Origin of the sequence: Pseudomonas sp. I8001 (genome assembly GCF_013385345.1) — a bacterium.
Lineage (GTDB): Bacteria > Pseudomonadota > Gammaproteobacteria > Pseudomonadales > Pseudomonadaceae > Aquipseudomonas.
The window spans coordinates 167,469-184,374 of the sequence record NZ_JACAQC010000009.1; the positions used below are offsets into that span (position 1 = coordinate 167,469).

Sequence of the window (16,906 nt, forward strand, 5' to 3'; positions counted from 1 at the left end):
AAACGCACCTCTGTTTATTGTTGTTATGCAGCCACGATCAAAATGATCGCTGGACGGTAAAGGCAATAAAGTCGCGGTCCTTGAGCGGTTGCCCATAGGTGTTGGCGTTCCGGCTATCGAGGAAGTTGTCGCTGCCGCCGATGTAGTGCGTGTAGTTGAGGCCGGCCTTCCAGGTTTGCAGGTACTCAAGCTGCAGGCCGATGCTCACATCGCCGCCTTTGTCGCCCACACCGTTGTTGAATTTGCTGATCACCGACGAGCGCCCTTTCGGGTTGTAGCCCAGGCCCAGCGGCACACTCAGGTCGACGCCGGGGTACACCTGGAAGAAGTTGGGGGTGAAGCTCATGCGCAGGCCCCAGGCATCGCGCTCGCTGTTGGGGTCGAGCGCGGCAGCGTTTTTGGTGATGCTGGTGCGCCGGTGCCAGGCCACTTCACCCGCCAGGCTGGCAGAATCCCAAATGCCGTTGCTGTTGAACGAGTAGAGGCTGGAGAGCTGGGCATGCAGCGAGTTGCCCACGGCGTACAAGGCATGGCTGTCGTTATCTCCCAGGCCCGTCGGGTTGGCCTGGGACACGCTCACCAGCGGCGTATTGCGCCGTACCGAGACTTCACCGGCAACGTTGGCATCGCCCACCGAGGTGCTGAAGCTGGCGCCAAATGCGCGAATCCCTTCGGCGTACACCAGTTGGTATTCGCCCAGTTGACCGGTCAACGGGTTGGGCCCGCCGGGATTGGCGCGGGTGTAAATCATCGGATCCTTGGCGTGATAGCGGATCGCATAGAGACCAAAATCGGTGTTCCAGTCTTCAGGCGAAAACCGCAGCGACAGACCGTACTGGCCCTTGTCGTCCGCCTTGATGTCCTTGCCGTGAAAGAACGCCAGCGGTTGTTGGTTGGGGCCGATCGGGCCACCCACAATCAAGCGTTCACCGCCCTCGCCCACCACATCCGAGGTGGAAAAATAGCTGCCTACGGCGGGGATGCGGTTCTCTTCCCACGCAAACTGGTAGTACGCCGCCACCGAGACGTTCGGCCGCAACTGGACCTGCCCGGAGAATTGATTGACCGGGCGAATCAATTCCTTGAACGGTGTATTGGGTACTGAGGTGGCCTTGATGATGTCCACCGGTGCTTGCCCGCCCGCAATGCCGTTGGCCCCGAAGAACAGGCTTTCGCCCCACAACACGGTGTGCCGGCCCAGGCGGAAGCTGGTGGGCAGCTCGCCGAGGTTGCCCTTGCCGAAGACAAACGCATCGAGGATCTCGGCATCGCTGCCGTGAAGCTTGCGGGTGTCGTCCGTGAAGTGGTCATGGCTGACTGAGCGCTGGTTAGCGGTGGCCGGCGAATCGTTGTCGTTGCTGCCCTCATACACGCTGTCATACCAGCCGGCCGCACTGACGCGGGCGCCGAAGTTGTTATAGCGCGCATCAAATTCGGACAGGATATTCAGCCGGTTAGAGATCAGGCCCTTGTCGAAGTTACGGTCGCTGTCGTCCTGGTTAACCGTGCTGACGAGTTTGCTGTCCCGGTCCTTGACGCGCCACGCAGCGTTGTACTTGAGGGTGTTGTCCCAGCGCAGACGCAAGTCTGAATCGCCAGTGTCGATTTCAAATGCACCCGCGTGATGGACCCAGCCCACTGCGGCAAGCGCTGCGGCAAGGGTGGCCCACTGGCAAGGCGGCCGGACGCTGCTCATACGGTCCCGTTTCATCAATACCAACCTCTGACTTGTTATTTTTGTCTTGAAAGGTCTTTTGAGAACCGGCGCTCCTGCCGCTTCTGGAATCGATAATAGGGAGGGCCAAACAATCCGAACAATCGATTATCGGGATGCCATCCATCCAAAAAAAGTGATACAACGCGCCATACTCATCTGGAGGCAAGGCCATGCGCTTTCATCACCTGGATTTGAATTTGCTGGTGGTCCTCGACACCCTGCTCACCGAACAGAACATCACGCGCGCAGCGCAGCGCCTGAACGTCAGCCAGTCGGCGGCCAGCGGCTTGCTGGCGCGGTTGCGCGATTACTTTGATGATGAGTTGCTGGTGCAGGTGGGGCGCAAGATGTTGCCCACGCCACTCGCCCAAGGCCTGGCCGAGCCGGTGCGTCGAGTGCTGCTGGATATTCAATCGACGATCGTCAACAAGCCCGAATTTGACCCGCTGACCTGCAAGCGCCACTTCAAGTTGATCGCCACCGACTTTGTGACCACGGTCATTCTCGGCCCGCTGACCCAACGCCTGCAGCAACGGGCGCCGTACATCACCCTCGACATCCAGCACGCCTCCGATCACTACAACCAAATGCTGACCCAGGGCGAGGTGGACTTCGTGATCATGCCCGATCAGTACCTGTCGGATCTGCATGCCAAAGAGTTGTTGTTCGAGGATGACTACCAGTGTGTGGTCTGGTCGCAGAACAGCCTGGTGGGAGAGCACCTCAGCCTGGAGCAATACCTGAACCTGGGGCACATTGCGGTCAACTTCGGCAGTGCCCGCGAACCCAGTTTCAGTGAAAAAATCCTTCAGGGTTATGGCCAGGCGCGCCGGGTCGAGTTGACCACCAGCAGCTTCAATACGGTGCCGCATCTGCTGGTGGGCACCCAACGGGTCGCGGTGATCCCGAGAAGCCTGGCGACCTTGTATGGCGACTTCCTGTCATTGCGCGCACTGGCGCCGCCCTTTGAATTGCCGCTGCTGCGCGAATTCACCTTGTGGAACAAAGTGCTCGACAGCGACCCGGCGCACCGCTGGATGCGCCACTTGCTTCAGGAAGTGGCGGCGGAATACAGCGAGCGCGTGGCCGGGTTGTTCAACGGGTCGCGATGATGAACAGCCGAGGGAAAGGCAGCAGTACGGTGCCATCGGCCAGCGCTGGATAAGCCTTGGTGATCCGCGCCAGGTACTCGTCGAGGAAGGCGTTCCTTTCTGACTCGGTCAGGGGCGCCAGGAACGGACGCAATGCCGACCCCTTGAACCACTCCACCACCGCGGCGGAACCTGCCAGCGGATGGTGGTAAGTGGTGCGCCATACATCCACGGTGGAACAGTGTTGGCTCAGCAACTCAAAGTAGTAGCTCGCGGTATGGCGTTCATAGTGTTTGACGCTGCCGATCTTTGCGGCCCACGGGCCGTCCGCCGCGACTTCCCGCGCCAGCTTGTGGGCCGGCTCGTCAAGATTGTCGGGCGTCTGCACCGCCAGGGTGCCGCCGGAGGTCAGTTGATTGACTAAATGCGGATACAGCGTGGCGTGATCAGGCAGCCATTGCAGCGACGCATTGGCGAGGATGACGTCAAATTTCTGCACGGGGTTCCAGGCGCCGATATCCGCCAATTCGAAGTTCAACGCGGGCAGGCGCTTGCGGGCGTCCACCAGCATGTCATCAGAGCTGTCCATGCCGGTGACCACTGCCTGCGGAAAGCGATCAGCCAGGACTTCAGTCGAATTGCCCGGGCCGCAACCCAGGTCGACAGCGGTGCGCACGTCACCCTCAGGGATGGCCGCTACCAGATCCCGGACGGGACGAGTGCGCTGTTGTTCGAACATCGAGTATTGCTTGGCTGACCAGGTCATTGCGGCATTCCTTCTTCTGTGAGGAGTGAGGACAGCCTAAATCTTGTGATCCATGAGAACAAATGCCACGATTGATCATCTCCCATACCTGAAAAGTATCCCTATGCTGGAACTCAGGCAGCTCAGGGCCTTCGTCGCGATTGCCGAAGAAGGCTATATCACTCGCGCGGCAGAACGTCTGGGCATGCAGCAACCGCCGCTGACCCGCCTGCTGCAAAGTCTTGAAGCCGAGTTGGGTGTGGTGCTGATGGAGCGCCTGCCACGAGGCGTGCGCCCGACCACTGCGGGGCTGGCCTTGCTGGAAGAGGCGCGGCATATCTTGGACAGCGTCGATGGTGTGGCCGACATTGTGCGCCGCGCCGCCCGAGGTGAACGCGGACGCCTGGCGATTGGTTTCACCAGCTCTGCCGCCTTGCATCCGTTTGTGCCCAGCGTACTGCGCCTGTTTCGGGAAACCTTTGTCGGCGTTTCAGTGGTACTGGAAGAAGCCGGTACCGGTGAACTGCTGGACGCGTTGCTGCACGAAAAGCTCGACGCGGCGTTCATTCGCTCGCCGCTGAGCGGGACGCAGGCGTTGCAGGACCAGCCAATTCTGGTGGAGCCAATGTTGCTGGCGCTCCCTACCGATCATCCACTGGCTATCAACCCGTCGACGCCGCTGCCATTGGCGGCATTGGCCACCGAGGCGTTTGTGCTGTATCGCCGCCGGGTGGGGCTTGGGTTGTATGACGCGATTCTGGTGGCGTGTCGCGAAGCAGGTTTCAGCCCACAGGTTGTGCAAGAGGCGCCGCGCATGACGGCGACGTTGAGCCTGGTGGCTGCGGGGCTTGGGGTTTCGATTGTGCCTGCCTCAATGCAACGGTTGCGGGGCGACGGGATTGTTTATCGGGAGCTTTCGGAGTGCCGGAGCCTGGTGGCGCCGTTGCACCTGGCTACCCGGGTAGGTGATACGTCGTCGGTATTGGAGAGGTTTCGGGAGTTGGTGGTGAGCGCCGCTTCTACTGACGTTTAGCGGTTTGCCGTGTCCGCAATGAAAAACCCCCGGGGCCAAGGCCACCGGGGGTTTTCTGGTGTTACGCGACAGTTCTGGGTCTCAAGCGACCTTAGAACGGAATATCGTCATCAAAGCTGTCGAAGTCGGCTGCCGGCTGAGGAGCGGCCTGCTGTGGCGCTGGACGCGACTCACGCTGTGGCTGCTGGGTTGGCTGCGGACGGGACTGCTGCTGTGGACGCGGTGCCGAGTTGGACATGCCGCCCTGGCCCTGTTGGTCGCCCTGTGGACGGCCGCCCAGCAGTTGCATGGTGCCTTGCATGTCGACCACGATTTCAGTGGTGTAACGCTTGATGCCGTCTTTTTCCCACTCGCGGGTTTGCAGCTTGCCTTCGATGTAGACCTGCGAACCTTTGCGCAGGTATTCACCGGCGATCTCTGCAACCTTGCCGAACATCGACACACGGTGCCATTCGGTTTTCTCGACCTTCTGGCCGGTTTGCTTGTCGGTCCACTGCTCGCTGGTCGCCAGACTCAGGTTGGTCACGGCGTTACCGTTCGGCAAGTAGCGAACTTCGGGATCCTGGCCGCATGTACCGACCAATATGACTTTGTTAACCCCACGGGCCATAACGTTCTCCTAGGCTGGGCGCGCTGTCGGCACTGGGTTGACCAGTTGCTCGAGCGTCGCGCGATCCAATAATTCGGTGTCCAATTTGATGTAAATGGCCGCCTCTTCAGCAACCACGACTGCATCTGTTACCCCAACGACGGCCTTCAGGCGCTCTACCAGACCGGCTTCACGAATCGCTTCGGGCGATAACGGCAGACGCAGGCTTGTGACGTATGGGGGTTCGCGCATGGTAACAGCAAAGGCCAGCCAAAGTGCAGCCAGCCCGGCGCATCCAAGGAACACAACCGACAAACCGCCATGCTGGAACATCCAGCCGCCCATGATCCCGCCCAGTGCAGAACCGAGGAACTGGCTGGTGGAATACACGCCCATCGCCGTGCCTTTGCCGCCGGCCGGTGAAACCTTACTGATCAGCGAAGGCAGTGAAGCCTCCAGCAGGTTGAACGCGGTGAAGAACACCACCGTGCCGATCACCAGCGCCCGCAGGCTGTCGCCGAACTGCCAGAAGAATAGCTCAGTGAGCATCAATGTCGCGACGGCGCCCAGCAGAACTCGTTTCATTTTGCGTTTCTTCTCGCCGTAGATGATGAACGGGATCATGGCGAAGAACGAAATCAGCAGCGCGGTCAGGTACACCCACCAGTGCTGCTCCTTGGGCAGCCCGGCTTTTTGTACCAGGGCCAGGGGCAAGGCGACGAAGCTGCACATCAGCATTGCGTGCAATACGAAGATACCCAAATCCAGGCGCAACAGGTCCGGGTGCTTGAGTGTCGGCAGCAATGCCTGCTTGGCGACGCCCGACTCACGGTGCTGCAACGGCCCCGTGGAATGCGGAACCATGAAGGCGACAATCACGATGCCGAACAGCGCCATGCCACCCGTCGCCAGGAACAGGCCGTGCAAGCCGAACGCGCGGGTCAGCAGCGGGCCAACTACCATCGCCACGGCGAACGAAAGACCGATGGTCATGCCGATCATCGCCATGGCCTTAGTACGGTGTTGTTCGCGGGTCAGGTCGGAGAGCAGTGCCATGACGGCGGCGGAAATCGCGCCGGCGCCTTGCAGGACGCGTCCGGCGATCACGCCCCAGATAGAGTCGGCATTGGCCGCAAGCACACTGCCCAGGGCGAAGACGATCAGGCCGAGGTAGATCACCGGCCGGCGGCCGATGCGGTCGGAAATGACGCCGAACGGAATCTGAAACAGCGCCTGGGTCAGGCCATAGGCGCCAATCGCCAGGCCGATCAGGGCCGGGGTCGCTCCTGCGAGATCCATTCCATAGGTTGCCAGCACCGGCAACACCATAAACATGCCAAGCATACGGAATGCGAACACCAGGGCCAGACCGCTTGCTGCGCGGGTCTCGCTGCCACTCATGCGTTCGCTGTGGGGATCGTGCATGGATAAACCTCGTGTGAACCGGCGGCGATTCTACCAGTCCCATCGATTGAGAGGGTATATGCGGCGCTTTGCCGCGCAGCTTTCATGTAAGGCTGCACCCGGCACTTTGACAGTGTATATTCATCCAGTCTTTAGCCGTATACTCCTGCATTATTTACGCCCGCCGTGCGAGGCCATCTTGGACAAGATCCTGATTCGTGGGGCTCGAACCCACAACCTGAAGAACATCGACCTGACCCTGCCACGGGACAAACTGATCGTCATCACCGGCTTGTCCGGGTCCGGCAAGTCGTCCCTGGCGTTTGACACGCTGTACGCCGAAGGCCAGCGCCGCTACGTGGAATCCCTGTCGGCCTATGCCCGCCAATTCCTGTCGATGATGGAAAAGCCCGACGTCGACACCATTGAAGGCCTGTCGCCTGCGATTTCCATCGAACAGAAATCCACCTCCCACAACCCGCGCTCCACCGTGGGCACCATCACCGAGATCTACGACTACCTGCGCCTGCTGTATGCCCGCGTGGGTATTCCCCGGTGCCCGGACCACGACATTCCCCTGGAAGCCCAGACCGTCAGCCAGATGGTCGACCTGGTGCTGGCCCAGCCGGAGGGCGCCAAGCTGATGCTGCTGGCACCGGTGATTCGCGAGCGCAAGGGTGAACACCTTTCGGTCTTTGAAGAACTGCGTGCCCAGGGTTTCGTGCGTGCCCGCATCAACGGCAAGCTCTACGAGCTGGACGAAGCGCCGAAGCTGGATAAACAGAAAAAGCACTCGATTGATGTGGTCGTCGACCGTTTCAAGGTGCGTGCCGATTTGCAGCAGCGCCTGGCGGAGTCTTTCGAGACCGCGCTGAAGCTGGCAGACGGCATTGCCCTGGTGGCGCCGATGGACGACGAACCCGGGGAAGAAATCATCTTCTCCGCGCGCTTCGCCTGCCCGATCTGCGGCCATGCCATCAGCGAGCTGGAACCGAAGCTGTTTTCCTTCAACAACCCGGCCGGCGCCTGCCCGACCTGTGATGGCCTGGGGGTTAAGCAATTCTTCGACATCAAGCGCCTGGTCAACGGTGACCTCACACTGGCGGAGGGTGCGATACGTGGCTGGGACAGGCGTAACGTCTATTACTTCCAGATGCTGGGGTCGTTGGCTTCGCACTACAAGTTCAGCCTGGAAGTGCCGTTCAACGAACTGCCGGCCGAACAGCAGAAATTCATCCTGCATGGCAGCGGTTCACAGAACGTCGACTTCAAGTATTTGAACGACCGTGGCGATATCGTCAAACGCTCGCACCCGTTCGAAGGCATCGTGCCGAACCTGGAGCGGCGCTACCGCGAGACAGAGTCCGCCAGCGTGCGCGAGGAGCTGGCCAAGTTCCTCAGCACCCAGCCTTGCCCGGATTGCCGTGGCACACGCCTGCGCCGTGAGGCGCGGCATGTGTGGGTTGGCGAGAAGACCCTGCCGGCAGTGACCAACCTGCCGATTGGCGATGCCTGCGAATACTTCGGCACGCTGAAACTGACGGGCCGCCGCGGGGAAATTGCCGACAAGATCCTCAAGGAGATTCGTGAACGGCTGCAGTTCCTGGTCAACGTGGGCCTGGACTACCTGTCGCTGGACCGCAGTGCCGACACGCTTTCCGGCGGTGAAGCCCAGCGGATTCGCTTGGCCAGCCAGATCGGTGCCGGCCTGGTGGGCGTGTTGTACATCCTCGATGAACCGTCGATTGGATTGCATCAACGGGACAACGACCGCTTGCTGGGCACGCTGAAGCACCTGCGGGACATCGGCAATACGGTGATCGTGGTCGAGCACGATGAAGACGCGATTCGCCTGGCCGATTATGTGGTCGATATCGGCCCGGGAGCGGGTGTTCACGGTGGGCATATTGTCGCCGAGGGCACGCCGGCTGAAGTGATGGCGCATCCTGACTCGCTGACCGGTAAGTACCTGTCGGGTCGCGTGAAGATCGCCGTGCCGGCCAAACGCACCCCGCGCAACAAGAAGATGGCACTGCACCTCAAGGGCGCGCGTGGCAACAACCTGCGCAATGTAGACCTGGAGATCCCGCTGGGCCTGCTGACCTGTGTGACCGGTGTATCCGGTTCGGGCAAATCAACGCTGATCAACAACACGCTGTTCCCGTTGAGTGCCACTGCACTGAACGGCGCGACCACCCTGGAAGCCGCCGCTCACGACAGCATCAAGGGCCTGGAACACCTGGACAAGGTGGTCGATATCGACCAAAGCCCGATTGGCCGCACACCGCGCTCCAACCCGGCGACCTACACCGGGCTGTTCACGCCGATTCGCGAGCTGTTCGCCGGCGTGCCGGAATCGCGCTCCCGTGGCTACGGGCCTGGCCGGTTCTCGTTCAACGTCAAGGGCGGCCGCTGCGAAGCGTGCCAGGGCGATGGCTTGATCAAGGTGGAGATGCACTTCCTGCCGGACATCTACGTGCCGTGCGACGTGTGCAAGAGCAAGCGCTACAACCGCGAAACCCTGGAGATCAAGTACAAGGGCAAGAGCATCCACGAAACCCTCGAGATGACGATCGAGGAAGCGCGGGTGTTCTTCGACGCGGTACCGGCCCTGGCGCGCAAGCTGCAGACACTGATGGATGTTGGCCTGTCGTACATCAAGCTGGGTCAGTCGGCGACGACGCTGTCGGGTGGCGAGGCCCAGCGGGTCAAGCTGTCTCGCGAGCTGTCCAAGCGTGATACCGGCAAGACGCTGTACATCCTCGACGAGCCGACCACAGGCCTGCACTTCGCGGATATTCAGCAATTGCTGGATGTGCTGCATCGCCTGCGTGACCACGGCAATACGGTGGTAGTGATCGAGCACAATCTGGATGTGATCAAGACCGCCGACTGGCTGGTGGACCTGGGGCCGGAAGGCGGTTCCAAAGGTGGGCAGATCATTGCGGTCGGCACACCGGAGCAAGTCTCGGAGATGAAGCAGTCTCACACCGGCTTCTACCTCAAGCCTCTGCTGGCTCGCGACAAGGACTGATTGTTCAGCCCCACGAAAAAGCCCCTGTCACCGTGTAAGTGACAGGGGCTTTTTAGTAGCTGGAGGAATCAGAACTGCGATTGCAGGTAATTCTCCAGGCCAATCAGCTTGATCAGGCCCAACTGCTTTTCCAGCCAGTAGGTGTGATCCTCTTCGGTGTCATTCAACTGCACCCGCAGGATTTCCCGCGTGACGTAGTCGTTGTGCTGCTCGCAGAGCTCAATGCCCTTGCAGAGCGCGGCACGGACCTTGTACTCAAGGCGCAAGTCGCTGGCGAGCATCTCAGGCACCGTGGTGCCGGTATCCAGGTCGTCGGGACGCATACGGGGCGTGCCTTCGAGCATCAGGATACGGCGCATCAGTGCGTCGGCGTGCTGTGCCTCTTCTTCCATTTCATGGTTGATACGCTCGTAGAGCTCGGTAAAGCCCCAGTCTTCGTACATCCGCGAGTGAATGAAATATTGGTCACGAGCTGCCAGTTCGCCCGTCAGCAACGTGTTGAGGTAATCGATTACGTCGGGGTGACCTTGCATCGCCCTACATCTCCCTGCTTGAAAGTCTGTAGTTTGAACCATGATGACCCGGAGGTCACGGGACCAACGGCAGAAAAGTGAAGATTTCCGGTGAAAAGTAGCTTAAATAACGCAAAAACCGCCCAAATGAGGGCGGTTCTGCTTATCGTTTAGAGTCAGTTAAGCGATACACCCAGTGCAGATGCGATCCCTTCTCCATAAGCCGGGTCGGCCTTGAAGAAGTACTGCAACTGGCGCTGCACCACGTCGCTGGAAACACCCGCCATTGCGCCGGCGATATTGTTGATCAGCAGGGCTTTCTGCTCATCGTTCATCAGGCGGAACAGCGCACCGGCATGGCTGTAGTAGTCGGTATCTTCGCGGTGATCGTAACGATCAGCCGCACCGCTCAGGGCCAAGGCTGGCTCGGCATACTGAGGAGCCTGCTTCGGCGCATCGGCGTAGCTGTTTGGCTCGTAATTGGGGGCCGCACCACCATTGGAGCCGAATGCCATCGAACCATCACGCTGGTAGCTGTTGACTGGGCTGCGTGGCGCATTCACCGGCAGTTGCTGGTGATTGGTACCTACGCGATAGCGATGGGCATCGGCGTAAGCGAACACGCGCCCTTGCAGCATGCGGTCTGGCGACAGGCCAACACCCGGGACCATGTTGCTTGGACCGAAAGCCGCCTGTTCAACTTCAGCGAAGTAGTTCAGCGGGTTGCGGTTCAGTTCCAGCTCACCCACTTCGATCAGCGGGAACTCTTTCTGCGACCAGGTCTTGGTCACGTCGAACGGGTTTTCGTAGTGAGCGTTGGCCTGGGCCTCAGTCATGATCTGAATGCACACGCGCCATTTCGGGAAGTCACCACGCTCAATAGCACCGAACAGATCGCGCTGAGCGTAATCAGGGTCGGTACCCGCCAGGCGTGCAGCGTCAGCCGGCGCCAGGTTCTTGATACCTTGCTTGGTCTTGTAGTGCCACTTCACCCAGTGACGCTCGCCTTTGGCGTTAATCAAGCTGTAGGTGTGACTGCCGAAGCCGTGCATGTGACGGTAGCCGTCCGGGATGCCACGGTCCGAAAACAGGATGGTGACCTGGTGCAGCGCCTCAGGGGAGTGCGACCAGAAGTCCCACATCATCTGTGCACTTTTCAGGTTGCTTTGCGGCAGGCGCTTTTGGGTGTGGATAAAGTCGGGAAACTTCAGCGGGTCGCGGATGAAGAACACCGGGGTGTTGTTACCAACGATGTCCCAGTTGCCTTCTTCGGTGTAGAACTTCAACGCGAAACCACGCGGGTCGCGCTCAGTATCAGCCGAACCACGCTCGCCACCCACCGTGGAGAAGCGCAGGAAAGTCGGGGTTTGCTTGCCCACAGAATCGAACAGCTTGGCGCTGGTGTACTGCGTGATGTCTTGAGTGACGGTGAAGGTACCGTAAGCGCCCGAGCCTTTGGCGTGTACACGACGCTCAGGAATGTTTTCACGGTTGAAGTGAGCGAGCTTCTCGATCAGGTGAAAGTCGTCGAGCAGCAGCGGGCCGCGTGGGCCGGCGGAACGGGAATTCTGGTTATCCGCGACAGGTGCGCCGCTGGCGGTAGTAAGGGTTTTATTCTGGCTCATGCTCAATCTTCCTCAGGTCAGTCTTGGAACTGCCGGCTAATCGGCTTGGAGCGATTATTGATCAGGAAGATGACACCATCAAATTTATTAAATCATACCCATCGATAGAAATTAACTAACGATCCATCCGAACGGATATCAAAAGTAGCTGCACGGGCTGAATGTGTATTCGCTCGAGGTAATTCCAGTTTTCAACGCGCACAAAAAACCGGGCACTAGGCCCGGTTCTTCGTTACAGACTGACGTCTTACTCAGCGGATACAGCTTCACCGCCAACTGGACGATCGATCAGCTCAACGTACGCCATAGGCGCGTTGTCACCAGCGCGGAAACCGCACTTGAGGATGCGCAGGTAGCCACCCTCACGGGTAGCGTAACGCTTGCCCAGGTCGTTGAAGAGCTTACCAACGATAGCTTTCGAACGAGTACGGTCGAAAGCCAGACGGCGGTTAGCCAGGCTGTCTGTCTTGGCCAAAGTAATCAGCGGCTCAGCAACGCGACGCAGTTCTTTAGCTTTCGGCAGTGTAGTTTTGATCAGCTCGTGCTCGAACAGCGACACCGCCATGTTCTGGAACATAGCCTTACGGTGCGAGCTGGTACGGCTCAGGTGACGACCACTTTTACGATGACGCATGGTTCATTCCTTACCAAACTCACGTTCGGTGATTACGACGATCAGGCAGTCGCCTTGTCGTCCTTCTTAAGACTTGCAGGCGGCCAGTTGTCGAGGCGCATGCCGAGGGACAGACCGCGGGAGGCCAGAACGTCCTTGATTTCAGTCAAGGATTTCTTGCCCAGGTTCGGAGTCTTCAACAGTTCTACTTCGGTGCGCTGAATCAGATCACCGATGTAGTAAATGTTTTCCGCCTTAAGGCAGTTAGCCGAACGTACAGTCAGTTCCAGATCGTCAACCGGGCGAAGCAGGATCGGATCGATCTCGTCTTCCTGCTCGATTACCACTGGTTCGCTGTCACCCTTGAGGTCGACGAACGCAGCCAACTGCTGTTGCAGAATGGTTGCAGCGCGGCGGATAGCCTCTTCAGGATCCAGAGTACCGTTGGTTTCCAGATCAATAACCAGCTTGTCCAGGTTAGTACGCTGTTCGACACGGGCGTTTTCCACCACGTATGCGATACGGCGAACCGGGCTGAACGAAGAGTCGAGCTGCAAGCGACCAATGCTGCGGCTTTCGTCTTCATCGCTCTGACGCGAGTCGGCCGGTTCATAACCACGACCACGAGCTACGGTGAGCTTCATGTTCAGGGCGCCGTTAGACGCCAGGTTAGCGATTACGTGATCGGGATTAACGATCTCGACATCATGATCCAGCTGAATATCGGCAGCGGTAACCACCCCCGAACCCTTCTTCGACAAGGTCAGCGTAACTTCGTCACGGCCGTGCAGCTTGATAGCCAGACCTTTAAGGTTCAACAGGATTTCAATTACGTCTTCCTGTACACCTTCGATGGCGCTGTACTCGTGGAGCACACCGTCAATCTCGGCCTCGACTACTGCACAGCCGGGCATTGAGGACAACAGGATGCGGCGCAGCGCGTTGCCCAGGGTGTGGCCAAAACCACGCTCGAGAGGCTCGAGAGTGATCTTGGCGCGGGTTGGACTGACAACCTGCACATCAATGTGACGGGGTGTCAGGAACTCATTTACCGAAATCTGCATGGATGCACCTATTTTCTAGCCCTTACTTGGAGTAGAGCTCGACAATCAGGCTTTCGTTGATGTCGGCGGACAGATCACTGCGAGCAGGAACGTTCTTGAAAACGCCCGACTTCTTCTCAGTGTCTACTTCTACCCATTCTACGCGGCCACGTTGGGCACACAGATCGAGAGCTTGGACAATGCGAAGTTGATTTTTTGCTTTCTCGCGAATCGCGACCACGTCACCAGCACGAACCTGGTACGACGGGACGTTAACGGTTTGGCCGTTTACGCTGACGGATTTGTGCGATACCAGCTGACGGGATTCGGCACGAGTCGAACCAAAGCCCATACGGTATACAACGTTGTCCAGACGGCATTCGAGCAGTTGCAGCAGGTTTTCACCGGTTGCACCTTTCTTGCCAGCAGCTTCTTTGTAGTAGCCGCTGAACTGACGCTCGAGAACGCCGTAGATACGACGGACCTTCTGCTTTTCACGCAGTTGGGTGCCGTAGTCGGACTGGCGACCGCGGCGTTGGCCGTGGATACCAGGTGCTGCTTCAATGTTGCACTTCGATTCGATCGCGCGCACGCCGCTCTTCAGAAAGAGATCGGTGCCTTCACGACGAGCGAGTTTGCATTTTGGACCAATGTAACGAGCCATTCTTTACAATCTCCTGGATTACACGCGGCGCTTCTTCGGCGGACGGCACCCGTTGTGCGGGATTGGCGTCACGTCGGTGATGCTGGCGATCTTATAGCCACAGCCGTTCAATGCACGGACAGCAGACTCACGACCTGGACCTGGACCTTTGACGTTGACGTCGAGGTTTTTCAGGCCATATTCCAGCGCAGCTTGACCAGCACGTTCAGCAGCTACTTGAGCAGCAAACGGGGTGGACTTGCGGGAACCGCGGAAACCCGAACCACCGGAGGTAGCCCAAGAAAGCGCGTTACCTTGACGGTCGGTGATGGTCACGATTGTGTTGTTAAAAGATGCATGGATGTGGGCGATGCCATCAACCACTGTCTTTTTAACTTTTTTACGAGGACGAGCAGCAGGTTTTGCCATGATTAATTTCCTGTCGATTCGCGTGGGCGATTACTTGCGGATCGGCTTACGCGGACCTTTACGGGTACGCGCGTTAGTCTTGGTACGCTGACCGCGTACTGGAAGACCACGACGATGACGCAGACCACGGTAGCAACCGAGGTCCATCAAACGCTTGATTTTCATGTTGATTTCGCGACGCAGGTCACCTTCAGTGGTGAACTTCGCCACTTCGCCACGCAACAGCTCAATCTGCTCGTCGCTCAGATCCTTGATCTTTGCGGCTGGGTTTACCCCAGTATCTGCGCAAATTTTCTGCGCAGTAGTGCGACCAACACCATAGATGTAGGTCAGCGAGATAACAGTGTGCTTGTTATCTGGAATGTTAACGCCTGCAATACGGGCCATTCAGTGGGACTCCAATTGACAGCTACCTACGCCCCGGAAGCCAAGAAATAGGGCGCGAGATAATATCGCTGTAATAACAAATAATCAACCCGGCAGCGCACTAGCTGCCGGGCTTCAAGCGGATCACACTCAGCCTTGGCGCTGTTTGTGACGCGGTTCCGCGCTGCAAATTACTCGAACAACACCTTCGCGGCGAATAATCTTGCAGTTACGGCACAGCTTTTTCACCGATGCACGAACTTTCATCACCAACTCCTCGAACCTTATGGGTACTCAGCGCAACATGCCGCTGCCGTAACCCTTCAGGTTGGCTTTCTTCATCAGGGATTCGTACTGGTGCGAAACGAGGTGCGATTGTACTTGGGACATGAAGTCCATCACAACCACGACGACGATCAGCAACGAGGTCCCGCCAAGGTAGAACGGAACGTTTGCTGCAACCACCAGGAACTGGGGCAACAGGCAGACGGCCGTCATATATAGAGCACCGAACATGGTCAAGCGAGTCAGAACGCCATCAATGTAGCGCGCAGACTGCTCACCTGGACGAATACCCGGAATAAAGGCACCGGACTTCTTCAGGTTTTCCGCTACGTCTTTCGGATTGAACATCAACGCCGTATAGAAGAAGCAGAAGAAAATAATCCCTGCACTAAACAGCAGAATATTCAACGGCTGACCAGGAGCGATCGACTGCGAGATGTCCTGCAACCAGCCCATACCTTCAGACTGACCGAACCAGGCACCCAACGAAGCCGGAAACAGCAAAATGCTGCTCGCGAAAATGGCAGGAATAACCCCGGCCATGTTCACTTTCAGCGGCAGGTGGCTGGTCTGCGCGGCAAAGACCTTGCGGCCCTGCTGACGCTTGGCGTAGTGAACAGCAATACGACGCTGGCCACGCTCAATGAACACCACAAAACCGATAATCGCTACTGCCAACAAACCGATGGCAACCAGGGCGAAGATATTGATATCACCCTGACGTGCAGACTCGAAAGACTGCCCAATCGCTCTCGGAAGACCGGCAACGATACCTGCGAAAATCAACATCGAGATACCGTTACCAACACCACGCTCAGTAATCTGCTCACCCAGCCACATCATGAACATCGCACCAGCCACAAATGTGGATACCGCGACGAAATGGAAGCCAAAGTCACCAGTGAACGCAACACCCTGCCCGGCCAGGCCAACGGACATGCCGATAGCCTGGACCAGGGCGAGGATGACAGTGCCGTAGCGGGTGTACTGGCTTATCTTGCGACGGCCAGCCTCACCTTCCTTCTTCAACTGCTCCAACTGCGGACTGACGGCGGTCATCAGTTGCATGATGATCGATGCCGAGATGTACGGCATGATCCCCAGTGCAAAGATGCTCATCCGTTCCAGCGCGCCGCCGGAAAACATGTTGAACAAGCTAAGAATGGTCCCCTCATTCTGTCGAAACAGGTCTGCGAGTCGGTCCGGGTTGATACCTGGAACCGGGATGTGTGCGCCTATTCGGTAGACGATAATCGCCAGGAACAGAAAACGCAGACGAGCCCAAAGTTCAGACATACCGCCTTTGCCGAGCGCTGAGAGAGCACCTTGCTTAGCCATTTATTCCTCGAACTTGCCGCCAGCTGCTTCGATAGCCGAACGCGCACCTTTGGTGGCGCCGATTCCCTTGCCGATAGTGACAGCGCGAGTCACTTCACCGGACAGCATGATTTTCACACGCTGTACGTTGACGTTGATCACGTTGGCATCTTTCAGGGTCTGCACGGTAACGATGTCGCCTTCCACTTTGGCCAGCTCGGACAGACGCACTTCTGCGCGGTCCATGGCTTTCAGGGAAACGAAACCGAACTTCGGCAGGCGACGATGCAGCGGCTGTTGACCGCCTTCAAAGCCTGGAGCGATGGTGCCACCGGAGCGGGAGGACTGACCTTTGTGGCCACGGCCACCGGTCTTGCCCAAACCACTACCGATACCACGGCCCGGACGATGCTTTTCGCGACGGGAACCCGGCGCTGGACTCAGATCATTGAGTTTCATC

The 16,906-nt window shown here is 58.4% G+C and carries 17 protein-coding genes; 3 read left to right on the forward strand and 14 right to left on the reverse strand.

Going from position 1 to position 16,906, the window contains the following annotated elements; all coding sequences use genetic code 11:
• Window positions 1-37: 37 nt before the first annotated feature.
• Window positions 38-1,711: a DUF1302 domain-containing protein gene (locus HX839_RS09210; protein WP_256344700.1), complete on the reverse strand. Its 1,674-nt coding sequence runs from the start codon at window positions 1,709-1,711 to the stop codon at window positions 38-40.
• A gap of 176 nt (window positions 1,712-1,887) precedes the next feature.
• On the opposite strand from HX839_RS09210, the gene HX839_RS09215 reads away from it, so the two are divergent.
• The gene (locus HX839_RS09215) at window positions 1,888-2,829 is read left to right on the forward strand and encodes a LysR family transcriptional regulator (RefSeq protein WP_177020906.1); all 942 of its coding nucleotides are present in this window, start codon (window positions 1,888-1,890) and stop codon (window positions 2,827-2,829) included.
• Here the strand turns inward: HX839_RS09215 and tam are convergent.
• Window positions 2,813-3,574, reverse strand: coding sequence for a trans-aconitate 2-methyltransferase (gene tam / locus HX839_RS09220; protein ID WP_177066978.1), 762 nt, complete (start codon window positions 3,572-3,574; stop codon window positions 2,813-2,815). The two genes, HX839_RS09215 and tam, sit on opposite strands and share 17 nt — an antisense overlap.
• A 103-nt stretch (window positions 3,575-3,677) precedes the next feature.
• Between tam and HX839_RS09225 the strand changes: the two genes are divergently transcribed.
• Window positions 3,678-4,586: a LysR family transcriptional regulator gene (locus tag HX839_RS09225; protein ID WP_177040910.1), complete on the forward strand. Its 909-nt coding sequence runs from the start codon at window positions 3,678-3,680 to the stop codon at window positions 4,584-4,586.
• A gap of 91 nt (window positions 4,587-4,677) precedes the next feature.
• Here the strand turns inward: HX839_RS09225 and HX839_RS09230 are convergent, their stop codons facing one another.
• Window positions 4,678-5,196, reverse strand: coding sequence for a single-stranded DNA-binding protein (locus HX839_RS09230; protein WP_003210042.1), 519 nt, complete (start codon window positions 5,194-5,196; stop codon window positions 4,678-4,680).
• A gap of 9 nt (window positions 5,197-5,205) precedes the next feature.
• Entirely contained in the window at window positions 5,206-6,600 is a 1,395-nt protein-coding gene (locus HX839_RS09235) for an MFS transporter (protein ID WP_008436436.1), read from the reverse strand.
• A 178-nt stretch (window positions 6,601-6,778) separates the two neighbouring features.
• Here HX839_RS09235 and uvrA point away from each other — a divergent pair, with 178 nt between their 5' ends.
• A complete protein-coding gene (gene uvrA, locus HX839_RS09240) occupies window positions 6,779-9,613 on the forward strand; it encodes an excinuclease ABC subunit UvrA (protein ID WP_003210046.1) in 2,835 nt (944 codons plus the stop codon).
• A 68-nt stretch (window positions 9,614-9,681) separates the two neighbouring features.
• On the opposite strand, the gene bfr is transcribed toward uvrA, so the two are convergent.
• From bfr to rplO, 10 genes are all read right to left on the reverse strand, one after another.
• Window positions 9,682-10,146 carry a bacterioferritin gene (gene bfr, locus HX839_RS09245; protein ID WP_003210048.1) on the reverse strand — a complete coding sequence of 155 codons (465 nt, stop codon included), beginning with the start codon at window positions 10,144-10,146 and terminating at the stop codon, window positions 9,682-9,684.
• A 155-nt stretch (window positions 10,147-10,301) separates the two neighbouring features.
• Window positions 10,302-11,750, reverse strand: coding sequence for a catalase (locus HX839_RS09250; RefSeq protein WP_008436430.1), 1,449 nt, complete (start codon window positions 11,748-11,750; stop codon window positions 10,302-10,304).
• 247 nt (window positions 11,751-11,997) lie between these two features.
• Window positions 11,998-12,384 (reverse strand): 50S ribosomal protein L17, encoded by a 387-nt coding sequence (gene rplQ / locus HX839_RS09255; RefSeq protein WP_003210053.1) that lies wholly within the window; start codon window positions 12,382-12,384, stop codon window positions 11,998-12,000.
• Window positions 12,385-12,425: 41 nt separating this feature from the next.
• Window positions 12,426-13,427, reverse strand: coding sequence for a DNA-directed RNA polymerase subunit alpha (gene rpoA / locus HX839_RS09260; RefSeq protein ID WP_003176403.1), 1,002 nt, complete (start codon window positions 13,425-13,427; stop codon window positions 12,426-12,428).
• Between the two features lie 22 nt (window positions 13,428-13,449).
• A complete protein-coding gene (gene rpsD / locus HX839_RS09265) occupies window positions 13,450-14,070 on the reverse strand; it encodes a 30S ribosomal protein S4 (protein WP_003210056.1) in 621 nt (206 codons plus the stop codon).
• 18 nt (window positions 14,071-14,088) lie between these two features.
• The gene (gene rpsK / locus HX839_RS09270; RefSeq protein ID WP_002555466.1) at window positions 14,089-14,478 is read right to left on the reverse strand and encodes a 30S ribosomal protein S11; all 390 of its coding nucleotides are present in this window, start codon (window positions 14,476-14,478) and stop codon (window positions 14,089-14,091) included.
• 30 nt (window positions 14,479-14,508) lie between these two features.
• Window positions 14,509-14,865 carry a 30S ribosomal protein S13 gene (gene rpsM, locus HX839_RS09275; protein ID WP_003210063.1) on the reverse strand — a complete coding sequence of 119 codons (357 nt, stop codon included), beginning with the start codon at window positions 14,863-14,865 and terminating at the stop codon, window positions 14,509-14,511.
• 129 nt (window positions 14,866-14,994) lie between these two features.
• The gene (gene rpmJ / locus HX839_RS09280) at window positions 14,995-15,111 is read right to left on the reverse strand and encodes a 50S ribosomal protein L36 (RefSeq protein ID WP_002555468.1); all 117 of its coding nucleotides are present in this window, start codon (window positions 15,109-15,111) and stop codon (window positions 14,995-14,997) included.
• 27 nt (window positions 15,112-15,138) lie between these two features.
• Window positions 15,139-16,467, reverse strand: a complete 1,329-nt coding sequence (gene secY / locus HX839_RS09285; RefSeq protein ID WP_003210064.1) for a preprotein translocase subunit SecY — start codon at window positions 16,465-16,467, stop codon at window positions 15,139-15,141.
• On the reverse strand, window positions 16,468-16,905 hold the full coding sequence (gene rplO, locus HX839_RS09290) for a 50S ribosomal protein L15 (protein ID WP_003210066.1): 438 nt from the start codon (window positions 16,903-16,905) through the stop codon (window positions 16,468-16,470).
• Between the last annotated feature and the right edge of the window lies 1 nt (window position 16,906).

What these genes read in the sequence shown, in the direction of transcription:
- HX839_RS09210 (WP_256344700.1), bottom strand. Translation starts at nt 1,711, where the DNA reads ATGAAACGGGACCGTATGAGCAGCGTCCGGCCGCCTTGCCAGTGGGCC.
- HX839_RS09215 (WP_177020906.1), top strand. Translation starts at nt 1,888, where the DNA reads ATGCGCTTTCATCACCTGGATTTGAATTTGCTGGTGGTCCTCGACACC.
- tam (WP_177066978.1), bottom strand. Translation starts at nt 3,574, where the DNA reads ATGACCTGGTCAGCCAAGCAATACTCGATGTTCGAACAACAGCGCACT.
- HX839_RS09225 (WP_177040910.1), top strand. Translation starts at nt 3,678, where the DNA reads ATGCTGGAACTCAGGCAGCTCAGGGCCTTCGTCGCGATTGCCGAAGAA.
- HX839_RS09230 (WP_003210042.1), bottom strand. Translation starts at nt 5,196, where the DNA reads ATGGCCCGTGGGGTTAACAAAGTCATATTGGTCGGTACATGCGGCCAG.
- HX839_RS09235 (WP_008436436.1), bottom strand. Translation starts at nt 6,600, where the DNA reads ATGCACGATCCCCACAGCGAACGCATGAGTGGCAGCGAGACCCGCGCA.
- bfr (WP_003210048.1), bottom strand. Translation starts at nt 10,146, where the DNA reads ATGCAAGGTCACCCCGACGTAATCGATTACCTCAACACGTTGCTGACG.
- HX839_RS09250 (WP_008436430.1), bottom strand. Translation starts at nt 11,750, where the DNA reads ATGAGCCAGAATAAAACCCTTACTACCGCCAGCGGCGCACCTGTCGCG.
- rplQ (WP_003210053.1), bottom strand. Translation starts at nt 12,384, where the DNA reads ATGCGTCATCGTAAAAGTGGTCGTCACCTGAGCCGTACCAGCTCGCAC.
- rpoA (WP_003176403.1), bottom strand. Translation starts at nt 13,427, where the DNA reads ATGCAGATTTCGGTAAATGAGTTCCTGACACCCCGTCACATTGATGTG.
- rpsD (WP_003210056.1), bottom strand. Translation starts at nt 14,070, where the DNA reads ATGGCTCGTTACATTGGTCCAAAATGCAAACTCGCTCGTCGTGAAGGC.
- rpsK (WP_002555466.1), bottom strand. Translation starts at nt 14,478, where the DNA reads ATGGCAAAACCTGCTGCTCGTCCTCGTAAAAAAGTTAAAAAGACAGTG.
- rpsM (WP_003210063.1), bottom strand. Translation starts at nt 14,865, where the DNA reads ATGGCCCGTATTGCAGGCGTTAACATTCCAGATAACAAGCACACTGTT.
- rpmJ (WP_002555468.1), bottom strand. Translation starts at nt 15,111, where the DNA reads ATGAAAGTTCGTGCATCGGTGAAAAAGCTGTGCCGTAACTGCAAGATT.
- secY (WP_003210064.1), bottom strand. Translation starts at nt 16,467, where the DNA reads ATGGCTAAGCAAGGTGCTCTCTCAGCGCTCGGCAAAGGCGGTATGTCT.
- rplO (WP_003210066.1), bottom strand. Translation starts at nt 16,905, where the DNA reads ATGAAACTCAATGATCTGAGTCCAGCGCCGGGTTCCCGTCGCGAAAAG.